This is a genomic window from Limnochorda sp., assembly GCF_047459355.1.
GTDB lineage: Bacteria > Bacillota > Limnochordia > Limnochordales > Limnochordaceae > Limnochorda.
The window spans coordinates 13990-35800 of record NZ_VSCV01000011.1 but is presented as its reverse complement, the minus strand read 5'-3'; the positions used below and the strand labels follow the sequence as shown (position 1 = coordinate 35800).

At 70.0% G+C, this 21811-nt stretch carries 25 protein-coding genes and 1 riboswitch; of the genes, 10 read left to right on the top strand and 15 right to left on the bottom strand.

Features of this window, described 5'->3' with window-relative positions:
- Positions 1-68: 68 nt before the first annotated feature.
- Positions 69-758: a cytochrome c biogenesis protein CcsA gene (gene ccsA / locus FWJ67_RS05755; protein WP_304173179.1), complete on the top strand. Its 690-nt coding sequence runs from the start codon at positions 69-71 to the stop codon at positions 756-758.
- A gap of 148 nt (positions 759-906) precedes the next feature.
- On the opposite strand, the gene FWJ67_RS05750 is transcribed toward ccsA, so the two are convergent.
- Together FWJ67_RS05750 and FWJ67_RS05745 are read right to left on the bottom strand one after the other, a co-directional pair.
- A complete protein-coding gene (locus FWJ67_RS05750; RefSeq protein ID WP_414482086.1) occupies positions 907-1977 on the bottom strand; it encodes an isocitrate/isopropylmalate dehydrogenase family protein in 1071 nt (356 codons plus the stop codon).
- A 147-nt stretch (positions 1978-2124) separates the two neighbouring features.
- Positions 2125-2352 carry a hypothetical protein gene (locus FWJ67_RS05745; RefSeq protein WP_304174697.1) on the bottom strand — a complete coding sequence of 76 codons (228 nt, stop codon included), beginning with the start codon at positions 2350-2352 and terminating at the stop codon, positions 2125-2127.
- A gap of 138 nt (positions 2353-2490) precedes the next feature.
- Between FWJ67_RS05745 and FWJ67_RS05740 the strand changes: the two genes are divergently transcribed.
- Genes FWJ67_RS05740 through lgt form a run of 3 tightly spaced genes read left to right on the top strand, consistent with a single transcriptional unit; the run spans position 2491 to position 5388 of the window.
- The gene (locus tag FWJ67_RS05740; protein ID WP_304174696.1) at positions 2491-3948 is read left to right on the top strand and encodes a sensor histidine kinase; all 1458 of its coding nucleotides are present in this window, start codon (positions 2491-2493) and stop codon (positions 3946-3948) included.
- A complete protein-coding gene (locus tag FWJ67_RS05735) occupies positions 3920-4576 on the top strand; it encodes a response regulator (RefSeq protein ID WP_414482626.1) in 657 nt (218 codons plus the stop codon). Before FWJ67_RS05740 ends, FWJ67_RS05735 begins: the two co-directional genes overlap by 29 nt.
- Positions 4573-5388, top strand: a complete 816-nt coding sequence (lgt, locus tag FWJ67_RS05730; RefSeq protein WP_304174691.1) for a prolipoprotein diacylglyceryl transferase — start codon at positions 4573-4575, stop codon at positions 5386-5388. The genes FWJ67_RS05735 and lgt overlap by 4 nt, the downstream gene beginning before the upstream one ends.
- Here lgt and FWJ67_RS05725 read toward each other — a convergent pair.
- The 8 genes from FWJ67_RS05725 to FWJ67_RS05690 form a co-directional block, all read right to left on the bottom strand.
- Positions 5385-6062 carry a heme exporter protein CcmB gene (locus FWJ67_RS05725; protein ID WP_414482089.1) on the bottom strand — a complete coding sequence of 226 codons (678 nt, stop codon included), beginning with the start codon at positions 6060-6062 and terminating at the stop codon, positions 5385-5387. The genes lgt and FWJ67_RS05725 overlap by 4 nt on opposite strands.
- A 15-nt stretch (positions 6063-6077) precedes the next feature.
- Positions 6078-6809: an ABC transporter ATP-binding protein gene (locus FWJ67_RS05720; RefSeq protein WP_414482625.1), complete on the bottom strand. Its 732-nt coding sequence runs from the start codon at positions 6807-6809 to the stop codon at positions 6078-6080.
- Between the two features lie 119 nt (positions 6810-6928).
- Positions 6929-7630, bottom strand: a complete 702-nt coding sequence (locus tag FWJ67_RS05715) for a response regulator (RefSeq protein ID WP_304174685.1) — start codon at positions 7628-7630, stop codon at positions 6929-6931.
- Between the two features lie 186 nt (positions 7631-7816).
- Positions 7817-8275 (bottom strand): Fe-S cluster assembly sulfur transfer protein SufU, encoded by a 459-nt coding sequence (gene sufU, locus FWJ67_RS05710; protein WP_304174682.1) that lies wholly within the window; start codon positions 8273-8275, stop codon positions 7817-7819.
- Positions 8259-9485: a cysteine desulfurase gene (locus FWJ67_RS05705; RefSeq protein WP_304174680.1), complete on the bottom strand. Its 1227-nt coding sequence runs from the start codon at positions 9483-9485 to the stop codon at positions 8259-8261. The genes sufU and FWJ67_RS05705 overlap by 17 nt, the downstream gene beginning before the upstream one ends.
- Before the next feature lie 105 nt (positions 9486-9590).
- Entirely contained in the window at positions 9591-10919 is a 1329-nt protein-coding gene (gene sufD, locus FWJ67_RS05700; RefSeq protein WP_304174678.1) for a Fe-S cluster assembly protein SufD, read from the bottom strand.
- Positions 10920-10921: 2 nt separating this feature from the next.
- Positions 10922-11677, bottom strand: a complete 756-nt coding sequence (gene sufC / locus FWJ67_RS05695; protein ID WP_304174676.1) for a Fe-S cluster assembly ATPase SufC — start codon at positions 11675-11677, stop codon at positions 10922-10924.
- Positions 11678-11924: 247 nt separating this feature from the next.
- Positions 11925-12380 (bottom strand): DUF420 domain-containing protein, encoded by a 456-nt coding sequence (locus FWJ67_RS05690; RefSeq protein ID WP_304174674.1) that lies wholly within the window; start codon positions 12378-12380, stop codon positions 11925-11927.
- A 200-nt stretch (positions 12381-12580) separates the two neighbouring features.
- A riboswitch (TPP riboswitch) is annotated at positions 12581-12680 on the top strand.
- A 54-nt stretch (positions 12681-12734) separates the two neighbouring features.
- Between FWJ67_RS05690 and thiM the strand changes: the two genes are divergently transcribed.
- From thiM to thiD, 4 genes are read left to right on the top strand one after another with little or no spacing between them, the layout of a single operon-like run.
- Positions 12735-13553 (top strand): hydroxyethylthiazole kinase, encoded by an 819-nt coding sequence (gene thiM, locus FWJ67_RS05685; RefSeq protein ID WP_414482091.1) that lies wholly within the window; start codon positions 12735-12737, stop codon positions 13551-13553.
- Complete coding sequence (gene thiE / locus FWJ67_RS05680; RefSeq protein WP_304174670.1) at positions 13554-14231, top strand: thiamine phosphate synthase; 678 nt, start codon at positions 13554-13556, stop codon at positions 14229-14231.
- Positions 14231-15268: a thiamine-phosphate kinase gene (gene thiL / locus FWJ67_RS05675; protein ID WP_304174668.1), complete on the top strand. Its 1038-nt coding sequence runs from the start codon at positions 14231-14233 to the stop codon at positions 15266-15268. The genes thiE and thiL overlap by 1 nt, the downstream gene beginning before the upstream one ends.
- A gap of 12 nt (positions 15269-15280) precedes the next feature.
- Positions 15281-16201: a bifunctional hydroxymethylpyrimidine kinase/phosphomethylpyrimidine kinase gene (thiD, locus tag FWJ67_RS05670; RefSeq protein WP_304174666.1), complete on the top strand. Its 921-nt coding sequence runs from the start codon at positions 15281-15283 to the stop codon at positions 16199-16201.
- On the opposite strand, the gene FWJ67_RS05665 is transcribed toward thiD, so the two are convergent.
- From FWJ67_RS05665 to argF, 5 genes are all read right to left on the bottom strand, one after another.
- Positions 16198-17010 (bottom strand): CBS domain-containing protein, encoded by an 813-nt coding sequence (locus FWJ67_RS05665; protein ID WP_414482092.1) that lies wholly within the window; start codon positions 17008-17010, stop codon positions 16198-16200. The genes thiD and FWJ67_RS05665 overlap by 4 nt on opposite strands.
- A gap of 60 nt (positions 17011-17070) precedes the next feature.
- A complete protein-coding gene (locus FWJ67_RS05660) occupies positions 17071-17484 on the bottom strand; it encodes a DUF3054 domain-containing protein (RefSeq protein ID WP_304174661.1) in 414 nt (137 codons plus the stop codon).
- A 146-nt stretch (positions 17485-17630) separates the two neighbouring features.
- A complete protein-coding gene (rlmD, locus tag FWJ67_RS05655; RefSeq protein ID WP_414482624.1) occupies positions 17631-19028 on the bottom strand; it encodes a 23S rRNA (uracil(1939)-C(5))-methyltransferase RlmD in 1398 nt (465 codons plus the stop codon).
- A 70-nt stretch (positions 19029-19098) separates the two neighbouring features.
- Positions 19099-19398, bottom strand: a complete 300-nt coding sequence (locus FWJ67_RS05650) for a hypothetical protein (RefSeq protein WP_414482623.1) — start codon at positions 19396-19398, stop codon at positions 19099-19101.
- A gap of 178 nt (positions 19399-19576) precedes the next feature.
- Positions 19577-20548, bottom strand: a complete 972-nt coding sequence (gene argF, locus FWJ67_RS05645) for an ornithine carbamoyltransferase (RefSeq protein ID WP_414482093.1) — start codon at positions 20546-20548, stop codon at positions 19577-19579.
- A 206-nt stretch (positions 20549-20754) separates the two neighbouring features.
- Here argF and FWJ67_RS05640 point away from each other — a divergent pair, with 206 nt between their 5' ends.
- Entirely contained in the window at positions 20755-21303 is a 549-nt protein-coding gene (locus tag FWJ67_RS05640) for a peroxiredoxin (protein WP_304174652.1), read from the top strand.
- A gap of 28 nt (positions 21304-21331) precedes the next feature.
- Positions 21332-21799, top strand: coding sequence for a redoxin family protein (locus FWJ67_RS05635; protein ID WP_304174650.1), 468 nt, complete (start codon positions 21332-21334; stop codon positions 21797-21799).
- Positions 21800-21811: the final 12 nt, after the last annotated feature.

Here is a 21811-nt window from a genome sequence, read left to right as displayed (position 1 = left end):
CGTGTGCTATACTGGTCCCGTACATGCCATGGTCCCGGCTTCGCCGGCCTTTGCAGGAGGCGTTCCACGTGACGGTCCAATCCCCTTCAGCCCCCGGCTCCTGGTCACCGCCCCGCTGGCTGGGCCTGATCACCGCGCTCTTGATCCTTTTGGGCCTGTACTTTGCCCTGGTCTACGCCCCGCCGGAGCGGACCATGGGCGATGTCCAGCGGATCTTCTACTTCCACGTGGCCTCGGCCTGGAATGCCTTTTTCGCCTTCTTCGTGGTGGCCGCCAGCAGCATCGGCTACCTGATCACCCGCACCCCCCGCTGGGACCACATCGCCCACGCCTCCGCGGAGGTGGGGGTGCTCTTCACCACCTTGACCCTCATGGGCGGCACCCTCTGGATGCGCCCCATCTGGAACACGTGGTGGACGTGGGATCCCCGCCTCACCACCACCCTGATCCTCTGGTTCATCTATGTGGGCTACCTACTCCTCCGTTCCCTCACCGAGGGCGCCGAGCGGCAAGCCCGGTACGCGGCCATCTTTGGGATCATCGGCTTCATCGATGTGCCCATCGTCTACCTGTCGGCTGTCTGGTGGCGGACCATCCACCCCTCGCCGACGGAGACCAGCTTCGCCTCGCCCATGGTCCACGCCCTGGTGATCAACGTCCTGGCCTACACCGCCCTCTACGTCTTCCTGACCCTCTTCCGCAGCCGCCAGCTCCGGCTGGAACGCCGGATCCGGGAGCTTCGCGAGGCCCTGCGGTAACCCCGGGGGGGCGCGGCCGTGCCCCTGGCGGCCCCCGGGCCGGGCGGCAACGCCCCCAGCGGATGAGGGCGGCGGCCCCGGAAGGTTTCGACCGCCTGAAAGAGAGAGCCCCGGCCGGAGCCGGGGCTCTCTCTGCGCTTGGGGTGACTCAAGCCATGGCAGCAATAATGGCGTCGGCCATCTCGGAGGTGCCGACGGCGGTGGGATCGTTGGGATCCGCCTTGAGGTCATAGGTGACCGACCTGCCCTCGGCGATCACCCGGGCCACCGCCTGCTCGATCCGGTCCGCCGCCTCCCGCTCGCCCAGGTGCCGGAGCATCATGACCCCGGAGAGGATGATGGCCGTCGGGTTCACCTTGTTCAGGCCGGCGTACTTGGGGGCGGAACCGTGGGTGGGTTCGAAGAGGGCCACCCCGTCGCCGATGTTGGCCCCCGGGGCCATCCCCAGGCCGCCCACGAGGCCGGCCGCCACATCGGACAGGATGTCCCCGTACAGGTTGGGCATGACCAGCACGTCGTAGGCCTCGGGCTTCAGGACGAGCTGCATGCACATGTTGTCGACCAGGCGTTCCTCGTACTCCACCCGGCCCTCGTACTCCTTGGCCACCTCCCGGCCCACGTGGAAGAAGAGCCCGTCGGTGTACTTCATGATGTTGGCCTTGGCCACCGCGGTCACTTTCCGCCGGTTGTTGGCCAGCGCGTACTCGAAGGCGTACCGGATGATCCGCTCGCTCCCCGTCCGGGAGATGGGCTTGATGGAGATGGCCGCATCCTCCTGGATCTTGGCAGGGGCCCAAGAGCGGATGGTTTGGGCCTCAGGGCTGCCAGCCTCGAACTCGACGCCCGCGTACAGATCCTCGGTGTTCTCCCGCACAATGACCAGATCCACCTGGTCGTAGCGGGACCGGACACCGGGATAAAGCTTGCAGGGCCGGACGCACGCGTAGAGGTTCAGCTCATGCCGGAGCGCCACGTTGACACTGCGGAAGCCGGTGCCGATGGGTGTGGTGATGGGACCCTTGAGCGCGACCCGGTTGCGCCGGATGGAGTCGAGGACGCTGTCGGGCAGGGGGGTGCCGTACTTCTCCATGACGTCGGCCCCCGCCTCCTGGACCTCCCACTCAATGGAAGCCCCCGAGGCGTCGATCACCCGGCGAGCCGCCTCCACCAGCTCGGGGCCCGTCCCGTCCCCCGGGATCAGGGTCACACGATGAGCCATCCAGATCTCCTCCTGCCGAGTCCGATGTGCGCGAAAAAGGCCTCGATTGACGCACCAACAGTTATCGTTTCTTCCTCCTGGGAGTGGTTCCTGCCCCGGGACAGCGCCTGCCCCGCCCGGCGGGACGGAAGGGAGGATCGGGCTGGCTCACGAAAAGATCCGGAGCGCTGTCATCCCAAGAAGCGTGGTCCAGGCCAAGCTCCCGCCCACGCCCACGCCCCACACGCCCAGGGCCTCCAGCGCTGGCACGGGCGCACCCACCGCCCGGAAGCCGCGCAGGCGCCGGAGGCTCGGCTGCAGCTCCCGGAAGATCAGGCTCGTCCCGTAGGCCGAAACGGCCAACCAGGCGATGAGGGGGAGGAGGTATCCACCCATGGGACCCGCTCCTTTTGTCTGCCAGCCCTCAGGAGGAAGGGAGGGGTGCCATGGTCCAGGCCGGCCGACTATGGTACAATCGTAGTATAGCCGGTATCAGGGGAGAAGGGCTAGTAGGGATGGGGGCTTTTTTCTGTCATGGAACTGCTTCAGCAGTTCTTTCGGACCAATGAAATCGTCATTCTCTTCGGTTACGGCCTGGTCTTCTTTGTCATGGGCTTTTCCATCTACCTGGAAGCCCGCCGCCCGAGCCAACTCCGCCTCGCCCGCCATCTCCCCTTGCTGGGACTCTTCGGCATGATCAACGGCGTCGCCGCCTGGGGCCAAGTCTTCATCCCCATCCAGCGGACCTACCTGCCGGAGGCTATCGTCGCCGGCCTGGAAGGCCTGATGGCCATTCTTCTGGCCCTCTCCTTCGCCTTCCTCTTTAGCTTCGGCGCGCGGCTCCTGGCCGAGACCCGCCCCCGCCTGGGGTTCTTGCCCTGGCTGGGCTGGGTGGCTTTCGCCGCCTGGTTCGTCGCCTTCGTCTGGTCCGGCCTGCGGGAAGGCGCGACGGGGATCCGGGGCTGGCTCCTCCTGAGCGACGTCTGGTCTCGGTACCTCTTGGGCTTTACCGGCTCCATCCTGGCCGCCTGGGGGCTTGCGGAGCAGCGGGCCCAGTTCGATGAGATGGGCTTGGGCCACCTGGAGCTCCACCTGGGGTTGGGTGTGGTCGCCTTCTTGATCTTTGCCTTGAGCGGCGGCCTGGTGGTGCCGGCGGCCACCTTCTTCCCGGCCAACCGGCTGAACGACGCCGCCTTTTTCGCGTGGTTCGGCATCCCGGTCCACGCGCTCCGGGCCCTGGCGGGCCTGGCCATCGCCTACGTGACCATCCGCCTCTTGGAGCTGTACGACGTGGAGGCCGCCCTCCAGCACGAGACCCACCAGCGGATGGTGGCCGTTCTCAACGAGCGGGACCGGATCGCACGGGAGCTGCACGACGGCGTCATCCAGCAGCTGTACGGGGTGGGCCTCCACCTGGAGAGCTCCCTCTACCTGCTGGAGAAGGCCCCCGACGAGGCCCGCCGCCAGATCCGGGAGAACATGGACCGGCTGGACCAGGCCGTCAAGGACATCCGCCGGTACATCACCGGCCTGCGGAGTTCGGGAGAAGAGGCGGCCCCCCTGCCGGCCCGCCTGCGGCGACTGGCCGACGAGTTCCGCCGCACCTACCCCGTCGAGGTGCGGGTCCAGGTGCGGCGGGTCGGCCGGACCAACCTCTCCCCCGAGGCGGTGGAGCACGTGGTCCAGATCGCCCGGGAGAGCATGACCAACGCCGTGCGGCACGGCCAGCCCCGGGTGATCACCGTCCGCCTGGAGGGGACGGGCCAGGGGCTGGTGGTCTCCATCGAGGACGACGGCCGCGGCTTCGATCCCAACGGGGTCGTTCAGCGGGAGGACGGCCGGGGCCATGGCCTGCCCAACATGCACGAGCGGGCCGCCCTCATCGGGGGGCGCCTCGAAATCTGGAGCCGTCCGGGTGAGGGGACCCGGGTGACGCTCATCCTATCAGGTGGTGATGAGGCCCGTGGAAACCATTCGTATCCTGATCGTTGACGACCACGAGGTGGTCCGGATCGGCCTCAGGTCTCTCTTGGAACGGATCGGCCAGTTCGAGGTGGTGGGCGAGGCAGCGTCCGCCCAGGAGGCCATCGAGCTGGCCCGGTCCCGGAAGCCCGACGTGGTGGTGATGGACATCCGGATGCCCGACGGTTCGGGGATCGAGGCATGCCGCGCCATCCGCTCGGAGAACGAAGCGATCAAGGTGATCATGCTCACCTCCTACACCGACGACGAGGCCATCTTCGCCTCGGTCATGGCCGGCGCTTCCGGCTACGTCCTCAAGCAGATCGGCAGCCACGAGCTGGTGGAGGCGATCCGGACCGTGGCCGCCGGGGGCTCCCTCCTGGACCCGTCCATCACGGGGAAGGTGCTGGAGCGCATGCGGGGCATGACCCGGGAGCAGCAGCATGAGAAGCTGACCGACCAGGAGCTCCGGATCCTGCGCCTCATCGCCGATGGGCGGACCAACAAGGAGATCGCCGAAGCGCTCTACTTGAGCGAGAAGACGGTGCGGAACTACGTCTCCAGCATCCTCTCCAAGCTGAACCTTTCGAACCGGGCGGAAGCGGCCGCCTACGCCGTCCGGCGCCACCTCTTGGACGAGCCGGATCCCTTCCTGTGAGTCCATGGGCTGAGCCCGTCCTGCTCCGGATCGGGCCCGTGGCGATTCGCTGGTACGGCCTCCTCTTGGCGCTGGCCATCCTCCTGGCCACCGGGGCTCTGGCCGCCCTCCTCCGCCGGCAGGGCCACCCCCGGGCCTGGGATGAGGCCGTCTCCCTGGCCCTGGCCGTGGGTCCCCTGGGCCTGGTGGGGGCTCGTTTGGCCTTTATTCTTCAGAATTTTCCTCTCTTTCTTGGTGACCCCGGCCGGATGGTCGCCATCTGGGAGGGGGGCCTGGCCCTCCACGGGGCCCTGGTTGGGGGGCTCCTGGCCCTCGCCTGGCGGGAGCGGCGCAGCGGGCGCTTTCTGCGCCGGGCCGACGAGCTCCTCACCGTCCTCCCCCTGGCCCAGGCGGTGGGCCGGTGGGGCAACCTCTTCAACCGGGAGCTCCTGGGCCGTCCCACCCAGCTCCCCTGGGGGGTCCTCGTCGAACCGGCCTACCGGCCCGCCCCCTTCGCCGCCAGCGCCGCCTTCCATCCCGTCTTCCTGTACGAGTCCCTCGCCTGCCTGGCCCTCTTCGCCCTCCTCTGGCGGCGGGCCGTGGCCGCCGGGGCAGAAGGGCCCAAGAGCCGGCCGGGCCTGCAGGTGGCCTGGTACCTGCTGGGCTACGGGGCGATCCGGTTCGTGGTGGAGTTCCTCCGGATCGGCGAGCCTGTGGCCTGGGGGCTCACCCTGGCCCAGTGGGTCAGCCTGGTCATGGTGGCCGGCGGCGGGGCCCTCCTCGGGTGGGCCCGTCCGGCTCCCAGGGGATCCAGGCTCAAACCCCGGCCCTAGAGTTCGATCACCTGTTCAAAGAGGAGCAAGGGAAGGACCAGAAAGATCAGGTCATAGGCGGCCAGGAGCTGGAACCAGTGGCGCCAGCCGGCGGGGTCCAGGTTCAGGAGGAGGCCCTGGGTGATCTGCACCACCCCCAAGACCACCGGCACCAGGATGGGAAAGAGCAGGACGGGGAGCAGCATCTCGCCGGACCGGGTGCCGGCCGCCAGGGCCCCAAGGAGGGTGCCCGCCAAGGTGAAGCCGACACTCCCCAAGAGGATGGCGGCCAGAAAGAGATGGAGGCCGCCAGGCAAGGTCTGGCCCAGAAGGACGAAGAAAAGCGGCAGGACGATGGCCTCGGTGAAGAGCAAAAGGAGCAGGTTCGAGAGGGCCTTGGCGTAGAAGACGGTGCTCCGGTCCATGGGGACCAGCATCATCCCCCAGAGGGCGTGATCTTCCAACTCTTTGGTGAAGCTCCGGTTGAGCCCCAAGACCCCGGCGAAGAAGACGGCCACCCAGAGGATCCCGGGAAAGAGGGGCCGCACCTCACTCCGGGCCGGATCGAGGCCGAAGCTGAAGATCACCACCACCAACAGGGCGAAGACAAACATGGCGCCCAGGAGCTCCTTGCTCCGGGCCTCCACCACCAGGTCTTTCCAGGCGAGGAGCACCACTCGCCGCAAGGCCGCCACCGCCCGCCCCACCTCCTAGCCCCGTCCCAACCCGGAGCCCACCCGCTCCCGGTACCAGCGGCGGAGCCACCCAGCCTCCCGGCCTGGCGGCACCGCCACTCCGTCCACCAGCCGGCCCCGGTCCAAGAGGACGGCCCGGTCCACGGGAAGGGGGCTTCCCCCTGGCTCCAGCTCGTGGGTGACCACCACCACCGCCGTCCCCTGGGCGGCCAGGCGCTCCAAGAGCCCGTTCAGGAGGGCGCACCCCTCCTGGTCCAGGGCCGTGTAGGGCTCGTCCAGCAAGAGCAGCTGGGGGCTGTGGACCAGAGCCCGGGCCAGGGCCAGGCGCTGGCGCATCCCCCGGGAGTAGGTCCGGACCGGCTCGTCCCCGAAGAGGGCGAGCCCCACCAGCTCCAGCAGCTCCGCCGCCCGCTTCCCCGCCTGGGGCACCCCGTAGAGGCGGGCGTAGAGGGTCAGGTTCTCCCGGGCGGTCAGGCTCAAATAAAAAAGGGTCGGCTCCAACACCACCCCCACCTGGGCCCGGACCGACGGGTCGTCGCCCGCGGGCCGGCCCCCGATCCAGACGCGGCCGGAGGAAGGTTTGAGAAGGGTGGCCGCAATCCGGAGCAGGGTGGATTTTCCCGCCCCGTTGGGCCCCAAGAGGGCCACCCGCTGGCCTCGTTCCACCTCCAGATCCACCTGGTGGAGGATGGGGCGGTGGCCGATCTGCTTGGAGATGTGCTCCAGGCGGAGCATGGGTTGGCTCACAGCTCGTGGTCCCCCGTCCTCATCACCCGCCAGCCCTCGGCCGCTCCGCTGGCCAGCCGGCCGCCCGGCGGAGGGGCGAGCCTCCGCCGATGGCCGCAGCGACCGTCAGGCGCCGGCTCTTACCGGTGGGCTTCGGCATCTTCCTCCTCGGGGATCAGCCCGTGCTGAAGGGCGTAGGTCACCGCTTGGGCCCGGTTGCGCAAGCCCAGCTTGGCCAGGATGTTCCTCAGGTGGTTTTTCACCGTGTTGGCCGAGATGTTCAACTCCTGGCCGATCTCCTCGTTGGTGGCCCCTTTGCTCACAAGGCGGATCACCTGGAGCTCCCGCTCGGTGAGGCTCCGGTGGCTTCCCGGCTTGGGCGTCGGGGGCAGCCGGGACCGGGAGGCCGCCGAGCGGTCCCGGAAGCCGCGCATCAGCTGGGTGGTGAGGCTTCCGGAGATGGGGATCTCACCCCGGCACGCCCTTCGGATGTAACTGAAAAAGAGCTCGGGCGCCAGATCCTTCACCAAGTACCCCTGGGCGCCCGCCTCCAGGGCGGCGATCAGGTCCGCCTCCCGCTCTGAGGAGGTCAAGATCAAGACCCGCACGTCAGGCTGCCGGCTCCTCAGCCGGCGGGTCGCTTCCACCCCGTCCATGCCCGGGAGCTGCAGGTCCATGAGGACCACGTCGGGCTCACAGGCCGCACAAACCTGAAGGGCCTCCTCACCGGAGGCCGCCTCCCCCACCACCTCCATGTCCTCTTGGGTGGAGACCAGGCTGGCGATGCCGCGACGCACCAGTTCGTGGTCGTCCACGAGACAGAGCCGGATCTTTTGGTCCATGGAAGCCTCCCCCTCACCCTAGCAACCCCATTATCTCAGACCCAAATGGCGAGGTTCGAGGGAGGATCTTCCCCCAGGGCAAGGACAAACGTCCCGGAGCCGGGCCCGGGACGGCCCTTCCCTGGCACGAACTGGCAACCGCGGCGCCCCAGCGCGCGGCCGGCCCTGCCCCCAGGCGCGGGCGGCTCAGCTCTGGGGCGACCGGACCTGCTCGATGCTCCGCTCCAACGCCTCCCAGGCGAGCGCGGCGCACTTCACCCGGACGGGGAACTTGCTCACCCCCTGCAGGGCGACCAGATCACCCAGCCGCTCGTCCTTGGCCGCCTCCGCATCCCCCCGGAGCATTTGGTGGAAGCGCTCGGCCAGCTCCAGGGCCTCATCCAGGGAGAGCCCCCGGATCCGCTCGGTCATCATGGACGCGGACGCCTGGCTGATGGAACAGCCCTGCCCCTCGTAGGTGATCCCCTCCACCCGGCCGTCGGGGCTGGTCTTGAGAAAGAGCTCGATCCGGTCACCGCAGGAGGGGTTGGTCAGGCGGATGGTGGCCGCGGCATCCTCCATGCGCCCCTTGTTCCGGGGGTGCTGGTAGTGCTGGAGGATGACCTCCCGGTAGAGGGCTTCCAAGGGGTTAGCGTCTGATCCCATGGGCGAAAAACTCCTTTGCTCGCTCGATTCCCCGCGCGAGCGCATCAATCTCCTCGGGCAGCGTGTAGACGTAGAAGCTGGCCCGGGCGGTGGCGGGCACGCCCAGCGCCTCCGTGAGGGGCTGGGCGCAGTGGTGGCCCACCCGGATGGCGATCCCTTCCTGATCCAGCACCGTGGAGAGATCGTGGGGGTGGATCCCCTCCACGTTGAAGGCGATCACCCCGCCCCGGGGGGGCTCGGGACCGTAGATGGTCACCCCGTCCACCTCCCGGAGAACGTTCAGGGCGTAGCGGACCAGCTCCTGCTCGTGCTGAAAGACCGCCTCCATACCCAGATCATTCAGGAAGTCGATGGCCGCCGCCAGACCCACCGCGCCGGCCACATCAGGGGTGCCCGCCTCAAACTTGTGGGGGAGCTCGGCCCAGGTGGCCCGCTCCAGATCCACCTCGGCGATCATCTCACCCCCGGCCAGGAAGGGCTCCATGCCCTCCAGGAGCTCCCGCTTCCCGTAGAGGAACCCGATCCCCATGGGGGCCAGCATCTTGTGGCCCGAGACAGCTAGGAAGTCGCAGTCCAGGGCCTGCACGTCCACGGGCATGTGGGGGACGCTTTGGGCCCCGTCCACCAGGACGGGCACCCCCTCCCGGTGGGCAGCCTGGACGATCTCGGCCACGGGGTTGATGGTGCCCAGCACGTTGGAGACGTGGGTCAGGGCGACCAGCCGGGTCTTGGGGGTGATGAGGCGGTCCAGGTCGGTCACATCCAGGGTCCCGTCGGGGTTCATGGGGATGTAGCGGAGGCGGGCGCCGCTCCGGCGGGCGGCCAGCTGCCAGGGGATGAGGTTGCTGTGGTGCTCCATGGGGGTGAGGAGGATCTCGTCCCCCTCCCGGAGGCGGGCCCCGTAACTGTAGGCCACCAGGTTGATGGCCTCGGTGGCGTTCCGGACGAAGATGATCTCCGCCGGCTCCCGCGCGTTGATGAAGCGGGCCACTTTGGCCCGGGCCTCCTCGAGGGCCTGGGTCGCCCGTTCCGAGAGGGTGTGGAGCCCCCGGTGCACGTTGGCGTTCTGTTCCCGGTAGTAGCGGTCCACCGCCTCGATGACGGCCAGAGGCTTCTGGGAGGTGGCCGCCGAGTCCAGGTAGACCAGGGGACGCCCGTTCACCTCCTGGTTGAGGATGGGAAAGTGCCGCCTCACCGCTCTGGCGTCCATACCCACCAGCCTCCCCACGGTCTCAGGGTATCCGAACTTGGCCCCAAACGCGCCGCGCAGGGCGCACCCGTCGGGCACGCCCTGCGCGCGGCCATCTCGCCTGGACTACTCAAGCCGCTTGGCGATGAGCCGGGCCACGCTCTCGCGGGCTGCCTCCACCGGGATCTCCTGGAGCAAGGGGTCGAAGAAGCCTTGCACGATCATCCCGATCGCCTGCTTCTCCGTCAGCCCCCGGCTCCGCAGGTAGAAGACCTGCTCCTCATCCACTTGGCCGGAGGTGGCCCCGTGCCCTGCCTTCACGTCGTCCTCGTCCACGTAGACACTGGGCTCCGCGTCGGCCCGGGCCTCGGCGCTCAGAAGCAGGTTGTCCTCGTGCTGCTGGGAGTCGGCCCCCTTGGCCCCTCGCCGGATGTAGCTCTTCCCCTGGTAGATGCTGCGCGCCCGGTCGGTCAACACGCCCCGGCCCAGCATCTCCGCCTGCGACATGCGGCCCCAGTGGTCCACAAAGGTAAACAGGTCCATGTACTGGTCGCCGTTGCCGAAGAAGACCAGCAGGTGCCGGGCCTGGCTCCCCTGGCCGTCGAGGCGGGTCTCGAAGCGGGAGATGGTCCGCTGGCCGCCAAACTCACCCACGCTCCAGTGGACCTGGGCATCCTGCTCGAGCCAGGCGCGCCTCAGGGTGATGTTCGTGGTTTGCCGGCCCCAATCCTGGAAGGTGGCGAAGGTGACGCTCGCCCCCTGGCGGACGATCACCTCCACGACCCCCAGGTGGAGCCGCTCCTGGCTGTCCTGAGAGGTGGCCCCCTCCACCACCGTCACCCGGCTGTTGGGCTCCGCGACCACCAGGGTGTGGGGGAAGAGGTAGGCGTCACCGTCGAGGGCGTGCTGGAAGAGCTGGATGGGAAGCTGCACCTCAACCCCTTGGGGGACGTAGATGAGCCGCCCGCCCGCCCAGAGGGCCCCGTGGAGGGCCTCCAGCTTGCCCTGGTCCGGCGTCACGGCCCGGGTCATGAAATACTCCTTCAGGATCGCCTCGGCCTCGTGGACCGCCTGGTCCATCTCCAGGAGGAGCACCCCTTGCCGGGCCAGGGCCTCATCCAGCGTGTGGCGGGCCACTTCGCTCCCCACGTGGACCAGCACGCCCGCCAGCTCCTGCTCTCCGCCCAGGAAGGGGTTGACCGCCTCCAAGGCCGCCTCCCGGGTGGCGGGGCTCAAGCCCACGTTACCGTTGGCCTGGGCCTTGCTGTTGACCGAATAGCCCGCCAGGGGCAGATCATCCAGACGGGTCCACCGGCCCCGGGGCCACTCGTGGCGCTCGAAGGCTTCCCAGGCCTGCAGGCGGCGCTCCCGGAGCCAGCCGGGCTCCCGCCGCATCTCCGACAGGGCGGCCACCTGCTCGCGGGTGATGGCCGCCTGGGTGCTGACATCGGCCATGGTTACGCCCCAACCTCCTGACGCAGCCACTCGTAGCCCTTGGCCTCCAGCTCCTCAGCCAGCTCCGGCCCGCCGGACCGGACAATGCGGCCGTTCATCATGACGTGGACCACATCGGGCTTGAGGTGGTGGAGGATCCGCTGGTAGTGAGTGATCACCAAAGCGCCGAACTCGGGCCCCCGGAGCGCGTTGACGCCCCTGGCGACCACCTTGAGCGCGTCGATGTCGAGCCCCGAGTCGGTCTCGTCCAGAATGGCCATCTTGGGCTCGAGCATGAGGAGCTGGAGGATTTCGTTGCGCTTCTTCTCGCCGCCCGAGAAGCCCTCGTTCAGGTAGCGGCCGGCGAAGCTCTCATCCATCTCGAGAAGCTCGAGCTTCTCCAGCATCTTCTTCTGGAAGTCGAGGAGAGAAATCTCGTTGCCGGGCCCCCGCACCGCGTTCATGGCCTGCTTGATGAAGTTGGCCACGGTGACCCCCGAGACCTCGGCCGGGTACTGGAAGGAGAGGAAAAGCCCAGCCCGGGCCCGCTCATCGGGACCCATCTCCAGCAGGTCCTCACCGTTGAAGAGGACGCGGCCCTGGGTAATCTCGTAGTGCGGGTGGCCCATCAGGGCAAAGGCCAAGGTGGTCTTCCCGGAGCCGTTGGGGCCCATGAGCGCATGGAGCTCGCCGCCCCGGACCTCCAGGGAGACACCCTTCAGAATCTCGTTCCCTTCCACTGCGACGTGTAGATCCTCGACCTGGAGAGTGACAGCCAAGTCCGGTCCACCTTTCCGTCCGCTCCCCGCCACCGGAAGCGGCAGGGTAATCCCGAGTGAAATAGTTGCCTTTCTTCCCGACCCAGTATAACACCGCGCGGACCGGTGTCAAGGGTCCACTGGTCACCCTTTCCTGCTCCGCCGGGCCGCCCCTTCCCCTCCCCCGAAAAGGGCCGCCAGGCCACCTCCTGCCCAAGGCTCCCGGTTCGGGTGACGCGGCGCGCGCCCGTCTCGAGAAGGCCCGGACCTAGAGGAGCCCCAGGGCCTGGAGCCCGTACCCCGGCCGGCCCAGGCCGTAGAGCATCAGGTAGGTGAGGGGGCCGGTCACCGAGACGAAGAGCCAGACGGGGTAGGCCCACCGGCCGAAGGCCCGGTGCTTCGGGTAGCGGTGGCGGAGGCCGAGAATGAGCGTGATCAGCACCAAGGGCGCGCCCACGGTGGCCGCCAGGGTGTGGAGGCCGAGGATGACCAGGTAGACCAGCCGCAGGGTCCCGTCGCCCACGAAGGGGGTAGTGCCGAAAAGGGCCGACTTGGCCAGGTACAGAACCAGGAAGATCGCCTGCAGGAAGGTGGCCAGCAGCATGAGCCGCCGGTGCGTCGGGGTGTCCCGGCCGGCGATGGCCCGCCGGGCCCGGACGATGACCACGGCGCTGGCGGCGTTGATGAGCGCGTTGACCGATGCCAGGAGAAAGGCTGCTTCCACAGGGAACCTCCTTCGCCAGGACCGCACGGGAATGGTTCTTCTCGCGAAAGAGCCCTCCTGCCTGGGAGCGGGCCCGCCCAAGCCCCCCGGACCAGCTCCCTCTCCCGGTCAGCCCTGCCGGCCACGGATCCCGGGTCGGGGGTGCCGGTTGACGCCCCCGCCGGATCGGACTACCATACCCCTAAGCCGGCCCCGTGGCCGGCCAAGCCGGGGGGTGCCCTTCGGGGCTGAGAGGGAATCACCCAACCCTTGGAACCTGATCTGGGTCATGCCAGCGCAGGGACGGCTTCCATCGGTTTTTCCCTCCCCGCCGTCTGGGTGGCAGACGGCCCCCCTCTGCAGGAGGGAATCCCAGTGAGCTCTTCTCCCACCGGCCTGCTGGCGACAGCGGCCGCCATCCTGGAACGCCTTCGGCAAGAACGGCCTCTGATCCACCACATCACCAACCTGGTTGTCACCAACACCACCGCCAACGCCACCTTGGCCATCGGCGCCTCGCCCGTGATGGCCCACGCGCCTGAAGAGGTGGCCGAGATGGCCCGGGCGGCCCGGGCCCTGGTCCTGAACATCGGAACCCTCTCCCGGGAGCAGGTGGAGGCCATGCTCCTGGCCGGCGAGGCGGCGGCGGAGGCGGGGGTGCCCATCATCCTCGACCCGGTGGGCGCGGGCGCCACCGCCTACCGGACGGAGACGGTCCAGCGCCTCCTGGACCGGCTGCCGGTCACCGTCCTCCGGGGCAACGGGGCGGAGGTGGCCATCCTGGCCGGCGGCGAGGCGACGGTCAGGGGGGTGGACGGGGTCCAGGCGGGGGACGTGGCCACCCTGGTCCGCACCTTGGCCCAGGAGCGGCAGCTGGTGGCGGCGGCCACCGGCGCCACCGACTGGGTGAGCGACGGCCGGGCGGTCCTGGCGGTGGAGAATGGCCACCCGTGGCTCCAGCTGGTGACGGGCACGGGCTGCATGGCCACGTCGGTGGTGGCCGCCTTCGTGGCTGTCCATCCCAACCCCTTGGAAGCGACCGCGGCCGCCCTGGCCGCCTTCGGCCTGGCCGCCGAGCAGGCCGCCCAGGAAGCCCAGGGCCCGGGCACGCTGCAGGCTCGTCTTCTGGACAGCCTCCACGGCCTCACCCCCGCCCAGCTGGCCCAAGGGGCGCGGCTGAGGAGGGTGGCTTAGATGGCCGGCGAGAGCGGCCGGGCCTCCTCCTTGCGCCCGCTGGATCCCAACCGGCTCCGGCTCTACGTGGTGACCGACCGGGCCCTCGCCCGGGGCCGCTCGGAGGTGGAGGTGGTCCGGGCGGCCCTGGAGGGCGGGGCGACCGCGATTCAGCTTCGGGGGAAAGACTGGAGCAGCCGGGAGCTCTACCGGGTGGGCCGGGAGCTCCGCCAGCTGACCCGGGAAGCGGGCGCCCTCTTCGTGGTGAATGACCGCCTGGACATCGCCCTGGCCGTCGAAGCCGACGGCGTGCACCTGGGCCAGGAGGACCTGCCTTTGGCGGAAGCCCGGCGTCTGGCGGGGCCTCACCTGCTCATCGGGATCACCGCCGAGACGGTGGAGCAAGGGGTGGCCGCCCAGGAGGAGGGCGCGGACTACCTGGGCACTCGGGCCATCTTCGCCACCCCCACCAAAGCGTACCGGGAGCCCATGGGTCTGGACGAGCTGGCCCGGCTGGTCCAGGCGGTCCAGATCCCCGTGGTCGCCATCGGCGGGATCCACGCCGGCAACGCGCGCCAGGTTCTGGCCACGGGGGTGGCCGGGCTGGGGGTGGTCTCGGCGGTGGTGGCCGCCGAGGATGTCCGGGCCGCGGCCGCGGAGCTGGCCGGGCTCATCCAAGCCGAGAGGGGCGAGGCCTGATGCCCGCTGAGTTCGATCTGATCGCCCGCATCCGCCGCCAGGTGGGGCCGCCGGGTCCTGGCGTCCTCCGGGGCATCGGGGACGACACCGCCGTCCTCACCCTGCCGGGGGGCAGCCTGCTGGCCAGCTCCGACGCCCTGGTGGAGGGGATCCACTTCCGCCTGGACCTGATGGACCCCCGCCAGCTGGGCTGGAAGGCGCTGGCGGTCAACTTGAGCGACATCGGCAGCATGGGGGGCCGGCCCCTCTTCGCCCTCATCACCCTGGGCCTCCGGCCGGGCCTCGATGAGGCCTTCGTGGAAGCACTCTACGACGGCCTCCTTCGTCTGGCCCGGGATCACGGCGTCCAGGTGGTGGGTGGCGACACGGTGACCAGCCCTGAACGCCTCTTCATCGACGTGGCCATCCTGGGCGTGCCCGGCCCCGGGCAGCCCCTCTTGCGGAGCGGCGCCCAGCCCGGCGATCGGGTGGGGGTGACGGCCCCCCTGGGCGCCTCCGCCGCGGGGCTGGCCTGGCTCCTGGCACACCCCGGCCCCCTCCGGGCGCTCCCTCCCCCGGACGCCCGGGCGGTGGAGGCCTGCCTCCGGGCCCACCGGGAGCCCGAGCCCCGGGTGCGGGCCGGCCAGCTCCTGGCCGCCTCCCGAGGGGTGCGGGCCATGATGGATGTGAGCGACGGGCTGGCCTCGGAGGTGCACCACCTGGCCCGCGAATCGGGCGTGGGCTTCCGCCTCTGGGCCGACCAGGTCCCCATCGCGCCCGAGGCCCAGGTGGTGGCCCGCCTGCTGGACCAGGACCCCTGGGCCTGGGCCCTGGGCGGCGGGGAGGATTACGAGCTCCTCTTCACCTACGATCCGGCGGTGGAAGACCGGGTGCAGCAGGCCCTGGCCGAAGCGGGGCTGGCCCTCCACACCCTGGGGGAGGTGACCCCGCCTGAGGCAGGCATCACCCTGGTGCGGGACGGGCGGGAGGAGCCCCTGGCCGCCACTGGCTGGGTCCACCGGCCCGATGCCGTTCCCTCGTCCAACGTGCCGACGTAAGGAGGGGTGATCATGGTTCCCGCGCCTCCCCCGGGGGATCCCGGGGGCGAGCTGACGCTGCACCTCCCGCCCAAGGGCCGGGAAGGCCCGCCCACCGAGGGGGACGCCCGGCCCCCCATCGCCCTCACCATCGCCGGCTCCGACTCGGGCGGCGGGGCTGGGATCCAGGCCGATCTCAAGACCTTCACTGTGCTGAGGTGCTACGGCATGTCGGTGGTGACCGCCATCACCGCGCAGAACACCCTGGGCGTCCAGGCGTCCTCCGCCCTGGACCCGGAGCTGGTCCGGCAGCAGATGGACTCGGTCTTGGGCGACATCGGGGCCGACGCGGCCAAGACCGGGATGCTGGCCAACGCCGGGGTGGTGGAGGCGGTGGCGGACGGGGTGCGGGCTCACGGGCTGTCGCCCCTGGTGGTGGACCCGGTGATGGTGGCTAAGGGGGGCGCTCCCCTCCTCGCGCCCGAGGCCCGGGAGGCGGTGATCCGCCTGCTCCTGCCTCTGGCCACGGTCATCACCCCCAACCTACCGGAGGCCGAAGCCCTGACGGGCCTGCGCCTCGAGACCCCCGAGGCGGTGCGGGAGGCGGCCCGGCGGCTCCACGACCTGGGGCCCGCCTGGGTGGTGATGAAAGGCGGCCACCGGCCGGGGCCGGTGGCGGTCGATGTGGTCTACGACGGCCAGAGCTTCCACGAGTTGCGGGCGCCCCGGATGGAGACCACCCGGACCCATGGCACGGGCTGCACCTTCGCGGCGGCCATCACCGCCTTCCTCGCCCAGGGCCGGCCGGTGCTGGAGGCCATCCAGCTGGCCAAAACCTTCGTCACCCGGGCCATCGAGACCGCGCCCGCCATCGGCGAAGGCCACGGCCCCACCAACCACCTCTGGCCCCTGGCGGAGCCGGGTTGGCCCCCATCGGCGCCGCCGGGCGGCTAGCGGAGGGGTTCACCCCGGATGGCAGCGAGAAACTCGCCGGCGTACACATCCAGCAGCTCGCACCGGTCCGGATCGAGCTTCCGGTTGTGGGCCACCCGGTTGCGGAGCTCCCGGAGGTCGGTGAAGCGGCGCATCACCCACTCCTTGGAGCGGAAGATGGGCTGGAAGAGCTCTTGCCAGTTCCGGTCCTCCAAGATGATGGCCAGGTAGTCGCCGAAACTGGCGTACTCCAGAAGAGGGGTCTCTTGCTCCACTTGGGCCAGGGCGGCGGGGAGCCCGGCCAGCTCATCCTGGCGGCGGGACTCACACCGCTTCCGGACCGGGGTGGGCACCCGCCGCTCCCACCAGTCCGGGCCGGTGCGGGCCAGCTCCCGGGTAAGGAAGGCCCGCAGCTCATCCTCCAGCTCATCGAGGATGATGGCCGGGCGGACCTGGACCACCAGGTCCATGGAGGTGACGATGCCGTACCCCTCGTCGCAGGCCACCAGGACCGCGTGGTGCTCATCCAGGAGGCGGAGGAGCCCGCTCAGGCTCCGGTCGGGCTCCACCACCGGCAGGGGCGGGCTGCAGACCTGGCCCACGCTCCGCCGGGCCAGCTCTACCCGGAGGTCGATCTCGCCCTCTTTTTCCGCCACCTCCCAGTAGAGGTGGCGGACATCGGCGGCGACAAAGGTGCCCACCAGCTCCCCGTCTTGGACCACGGGGAGCTGCGCGTAGCCGCTCTGATCGAGCAGGCCGATGGCGTAGAGGACCGGCGCCCGGCTCTCCACCACCACCGCCGGATACTGCATGACGTCTCGTGCCCGCACCCTGATCCCGTCCCAAAGGGTTCTTGGCTCAGGGTTTCGCTTCCGGGCAGGTCCCCTCCTTTACCGGGGGCGGCCGGCGGTGGCGGCCCGGGCCCACCCCTGGCGGCCGGCCAGCCACCCGTACGCCGCCCGCCACAGGCCCAGGATGACCAGGTTGGTGCCCAAGACCACCAGCGCGAAGGTCCAGACGATGGGCCGCTGGAGGATCCAGCTCCGGAGCAGGAGGCCCACAGGCCAGGCACCCCCCCAGGTGAGCCAAGCCCATTTGATGGCCTCCAGGGGCCGGGCAGCCCGCTCCGGCCGGAGGGTGCCCAGGAGCAGGCCCATCCCCAGCCAGGCCAGGGCGAAGGGGGAGGCCGCCCCGACAGCCGTCCCCAGGCTCACCTCCAGCCCGTGGCTCGCCCGCCCCAGGGCGCCGAAGAGAAGGAAGGCGAGGAGATCGCCCACCACCAAGACCACGTGCTGCACCGGCACAGCCTTCGCCTCCTCGCGGATCTGACGGGCGCGCCAGCCACGGGCCGCACCGCTCGTCCCGCGCTTCGCACCCATCAGCCAGGGGCCCAATCCCAACGACGAGTGGGTCTCGTTCTTCTTTCCCCGTGGACGGGAGAAGGTCCTGGCTAGGCGGGGGCCCTTTGGAGGAGGGCGACCACCTCCACGTGCGCGGTCCGGGGGAACATGTCCACCGGCTGCACGTGGACCACCCGGTAGCCCCGGGTCACCAGGTGGGCCAGGTCCCGGGCGAGGGTTTCGGGGTTGCAGGAGACGTAGACCAGCCGCTCCACCTCAGCCGCCGCCAGGGCCTCCAGGGCTTCAGGCCGGACCCCGCTCCGGGGCGGGTCGACCACGGCCACCCGGGGGCGGAAGCCTGCCGCCACCCGACGGGGGAGCCACGCCTCCAGCCGGGCCGCGGCGAACCGGGCGTTGGGGACGCCGTTCCGCTGCGCGTTGGCCCGGGCGTCGGCCACCGCCTGGGGGTTCTCCTCCACCCCCCAGACCAGACCGGCCCGCTGGGCCAAAAAGAGGGTGATGCCGCCCACACCGCAGTAGCCGTCGAGCACCGTGTCGTCGGGGGTGGGATCGGCCAGCTCCACCGCAAGCCGGTAGAGGCGCTCGGCCTGGACCCGGTTCACCTGGAAGAAGGACTGGACACCCAGGCGGAAACGGAAGGGCCCGAGGCGTTCCTCCAGGTAGGGCCGGCCCCAGAGGAGCCGCTCCTCCGGGCCCAGGATCCGGTTGGTCCGCTCAGGCTGGACGTTCTGAACGATGCCCACCAGCTGGGGCAGCCCCTCCACCAGCCCTTGGATCACCGCCTCGGGAACGGGCTCGGGGGTCCGGGTGACCAAGGCGAGCAAGAGCTGGGCCGGATCGACCGCCTCCCGGACCACCAGGTGCCGCAGGTCCCCCTCATGGGTCGTCGCATCATAGGGGACGAGGCCCGCCTCCTGGGCCAGACGGCGGGCCAGCTGGGCCGCCCGGACCACCGCCTCGCTTTGGATGAGGCAGTCTTCGGCGGGGACGATCTGGTGGCTCCCCCTTCGGAAGAAGCCCACCACCACCTGCCCGCCCCTCCGCCCCACGGGGAACTGGGCCTTGTTCCGGTACCGCCAGGGGTCGGCGGGCATGCCCCAGACGGGCTCCACCGACACCGCCCCCAGCCGCCCCACCCGCTCCAGGGCCGCCTCCACCCGCCGCCGCTTCCAGGCGAGCTCGGCCGGGTAGCTCAGGTGCTGGAGCTGGCAGCCCCCGCAGAGGCTGGCCACGGGGCAGGCGGGCGCCACCCGATCCGGCGAGGGCTCGCGCACCTCCAGCAGGCGGGCCCGGCCGTACCGGGCCTGGACCGCCTCCACCACCACGGTCACCCGCTCGCCCGGCAGGGCCCCCGGCACGAAGAGGACGAAGCCCTGGTGCCGGCCCACCCCCTCGCCCGAGTGGTTGAGATCCACCACCTCAAGCTCGATCTGGTCACCGGGGGCCGGCCTGGGACCAGCCGTGCCCACCGAGGCCTGCCGGGCCACCCACATCCCTCCACCCGCCGATCTCGGAGGCCATCATACCCTCCGCCCCGGCGGCGTGCAAGGACAGGGCCTACGCGAAGCGGCGCTCCCCGCCCCGGGGCCGGCGGAGGCGGAACTTGCCGCAGCCGAGGACCGTCAACCCGGGCCGGGGGGACGTCTGGAGCTGGCAGCGCCCGCTGCCGTCGTTCTCTTCACAGTGGAGCGCAAGGCAGGAGATGGGGAAACGGAAGCAGTACCCGCAAGGATCGTAGCCCTCGGCCTCCGCCTGGGACCGGGGCAACACCCGGCGTTCCGCCCGCGAAAGGAGCGGGCACCGGGCCCGATGATACCGTCGACCGTATCGCCCCCCCACAAAGACCGGCTCCTCCAACCGCCCTCCCCCCTCAAAGGGGTGCGTGCCATCCCCTTCTAACGAGGGGATACACACTTCCAGGCCGATTGGTGACGGTCCACGCGGAGCTTTCCCCAAATTCGAGGGCCTCCGGCCCGGCAGGCGGGAAGGCTCGCCCCTTCCCGCCCACCGGGGCCCTCTCGGGGCCGGGCACCCCTTAGACGGGCTCGGTGCCCAGGAAGAGGGTGAGAATCGCCTTCTGGGCGTGGAGCCGGTTCTCCGCCTGGTCGAAGACCACCGACTGGGGCCCGTCCATCACCTCATCGGTGATCTCCTCGTTCCGGTGGGCGGGCAGGCAGTGGAGGACCACCGCGCCCGGCCGGGCCCGGCTCAGGAGCTCCTGGTTCACCTGGTAGGGCCGGAGCAGTTCCAGCCGGCGCTCCCGCTCGCCTTCCTGGCCCATGCTCGCCCAGACATCGGTGTAGACCGCATCCACCCCGTCCACCGCCTCGGCGGGGTCGTGACAGAGGAGGATGCGGGCCCCCGTCTCCTCCGCCTTCTGCTGGGCCATGCGGACCACCTCCGGATCGGGCGCCAGCTCGGGCGGCGTGCAGACCCGCAGCTCCATCCCTACCCGGGCAGCGCCCAGCATGAGGGAGTGGGCCACGTTGTTCCCGTCGCCCACGTAGGTAACCACCAGCCGGTGCAGATCGCCCTTGTGCTCCCGGAGGGTGAGGAGATCGGCCACGGCCTGGGTGGGGTGGAAGGTGTTGGTCAGCCCGTTGATGACCGGCACCGTCGCATGGCGGGCCAGCTCCTCCACCTCCGCCTGCTCGAAGGTCCGGATGAGGATCCCGTCCACCATCCGGGAAAGGACCCGGGCCGTGTCGGCCACCGTCTCGCCCCGGCCCAGCTGGAGGTCTTGGGGGTTGAGGAAGAGGGCGTACCCCCCAAGCTCGTACATGGCCACCTCAAAGCTGACCCGGGTCCGGGTGGACGGCTTGGCGAAGATCATGGCCAAGGTCCGCCCCTCCAGCAGCCGGCGCGTCCAAGGGGCCCGCCGGGCCTGCTTCAGAACCTGGGCCGCGTCGATCAGCCGCTGGAACTGCTCGCTGGAGAGATCGGCGATGGTAAGAAAATCGTGGCCCGCCATCTCCCGGGCCACATCGTCGCGGAAGATGCGTTCCATGGTCAGCCTCCCTTCTGAGCCCTCCCCCACCGCCCCGCGGGGCTGGCAGCACCTGCCAGCCCCTCCCTTGGAACCCTTCATAGGGCCCAGGCCGTGGGGGATGCTTCATTACGGCCGGCACCCGACGACCCCGGCGGAGACCCCGAAGGACGCTCCGGGCATGCCCGAGGGCCCTCCGGGCACGAGGCTTTGGGAGGGATCGCAGCATGACCCTGGTAGGGAAGCCCGCGCCTGTCTTCGAGATGGCCAGCACCAAGAACTTGGAGCAGCTGAACGAGCCCGTTCGCCTCCAAGATTACCGGGGCCGATGGCTGGTCTTCTTCTTTTACCCAGCCGATTTTACCTTCGTCTGCCCCACTGAGATCCGGGCTCTCAGCGAGCGCTACGAAGAGTTCCAGGCGCTCAACTGCGACGTCCTGGGCTGCAGCGTCGATTCGGTCTACGTCCACAGGGCCTGGATCAAGACCCCTCGGGACGGGGAGTTGGAGGGGCTGGGCCCCATCAACTACCCCCTGGCCAGCGACCCCACCCACCAAGTTGCCCGCAGCTACGGCGTGCTGGACGAGGTAACGGGGACAGCCCTGCGGGGACTCTTCATCATCGACCCCGAGGGGATCGTCCGCTACGAGGTGATCCACGAGGACGCGGTGGGGCGGAGCGTGGAGGAGACCCTGCGGGTGCTCCAGGCCCTTCAGTCGGGTGGCCTCTGCGGGGCCGGCTGGCGGCCGGGCGACGAGCATGTGGAAGGCCAGTAGGGAGAAGGCCCGGTAAGGAGGCGAACCTATGCCTTTAAGGCTGCGAAGCCCCCTGCCCTCCCTGGAAGGGGCGGTGGCCTGGCTCAACACCCCGGAACCCACCGAGACCGAAGGCCCCATCCAGCCGGGCCGGCCCCTCTTGGTCCACTTCTGGGCCGTCTCCTGCGGGCTCTGCAAAGAGGCCATGCCCCGGGTGAACGAGTGGCGGGACCGGTACGGACCCCGGGGGCTCCAGGTGCTGGCCATTCACATGCCTCTGGAGAAGGCGGACACCGATCTGGACCGGATCCGGGAAGCGGTGGAACAGCTTGGCCTCACCCAGCCCGTGGCCGTTGATTCCCGGCTGAGCATCAGCGATCGCTTTCAGAACCAGTTCACCCCGGCCTACTACGTCTTTGACGGGGAAGGCCAGCTCCGCCACTTCCAGGCGGGGGCCCAGGGGCTGGACCTGGTGGAGCAGCGGATCGAACGGGTCCTGGAAGAGGCGGGTGGGTAGGAGCCAGGCTCT

Bases quoted from the DNA above. Each gene is read 5' to 3' on its own strand.
- sufU (WP_304174682.1), bottom strand. From the start codon at position 8,275: ATGGGATCAGACGCTAACCCCTTGGAAGCCCTCTACCGGGAGGTCATC.
- FWJ67_RS05715 (WP_304174685.1), bottom strand. From the start codon at position 7,630: ATGGACCAAAAGATCCGGCTCTGTCTCGTGGACGACCACGAACTGGTG.
- FWJ67_RS05640 (WP_304174652.1), top strand. From the start codon at position 20,755: ATGACCCTGGTAGGGAAGCCCGCGCCTGTCTTCGAGATGGCCAGCACC.
- FWJ67_RS05635 (WP_304174650.1), top strand. From the start codon at position 21,332: ATGCCTTTAAGGCTGCGAAGCCCCCTGCCCTCCCTGGAAGGGGCGGTG.
- FWJ67_RS05750 (WP_414482086.1), bottom strand. From the start codon at position 1,977: ATGGCTCATCGTGTGACCCTGATCCCGGGGGACGGGACGGGCCCCGAG.
- FWJ67_RS05745 (WP_304174697.1), bottom strand. From the start codon at position 2,352: ATGGGTGGATACCTCCTCCCCCTCATCGCCTGGTTGGCCGTTTCGGCC.
- argF (WP_414482093.1), bottom strand. From the start codon at position 20,548: ATGGAACGCATCTTCCGCGACGATGTGGCCCGGGAGATGGCGGGCCAC.
- thiE (WP_304174670.1), top strand. From the start codon at position 13,554: ATGGCCGGCGAGAGCGGCCGGGCCTCCTCCTTGCGCCCGCTGGATCCC.
- FWJ67_RS05740 (WP_304174696.1), top strand. From the start codon at position 2,491: ATGGAACTGCTTCAGCAGTTCTTTCGGACCAATGAAATCGTCATTCTC.
- sufD (WP_304174678.1), bottom strand. From the start codon at position 10,919: ATGGCCGATGTCAGCACCCAGGCGGCCATCACCCGCGAGCAGGTGGCC.
- FWJ67_RS05705 (WP_304174680.1), bottom strand. From the start codon at position 9,485: ATGGACGCCAGAGCGGTGAGGCGGCACTTTCCCATCCTCAACCAGGAG.
- thiD (WP_304174666.1), top strand. From the start codon at position 15,281: ATGGTTCCCGCGCCTCCCCCGGGGGATCCCGGGGGCGAGCTGACGCTG.
- thiL (WP_304174668.1), top strand. From the start codon at position 14,231: ATGCCCGCTGAGTTCGATCTGATCGCCCGCATCCGCCGCCAGGTGGGG.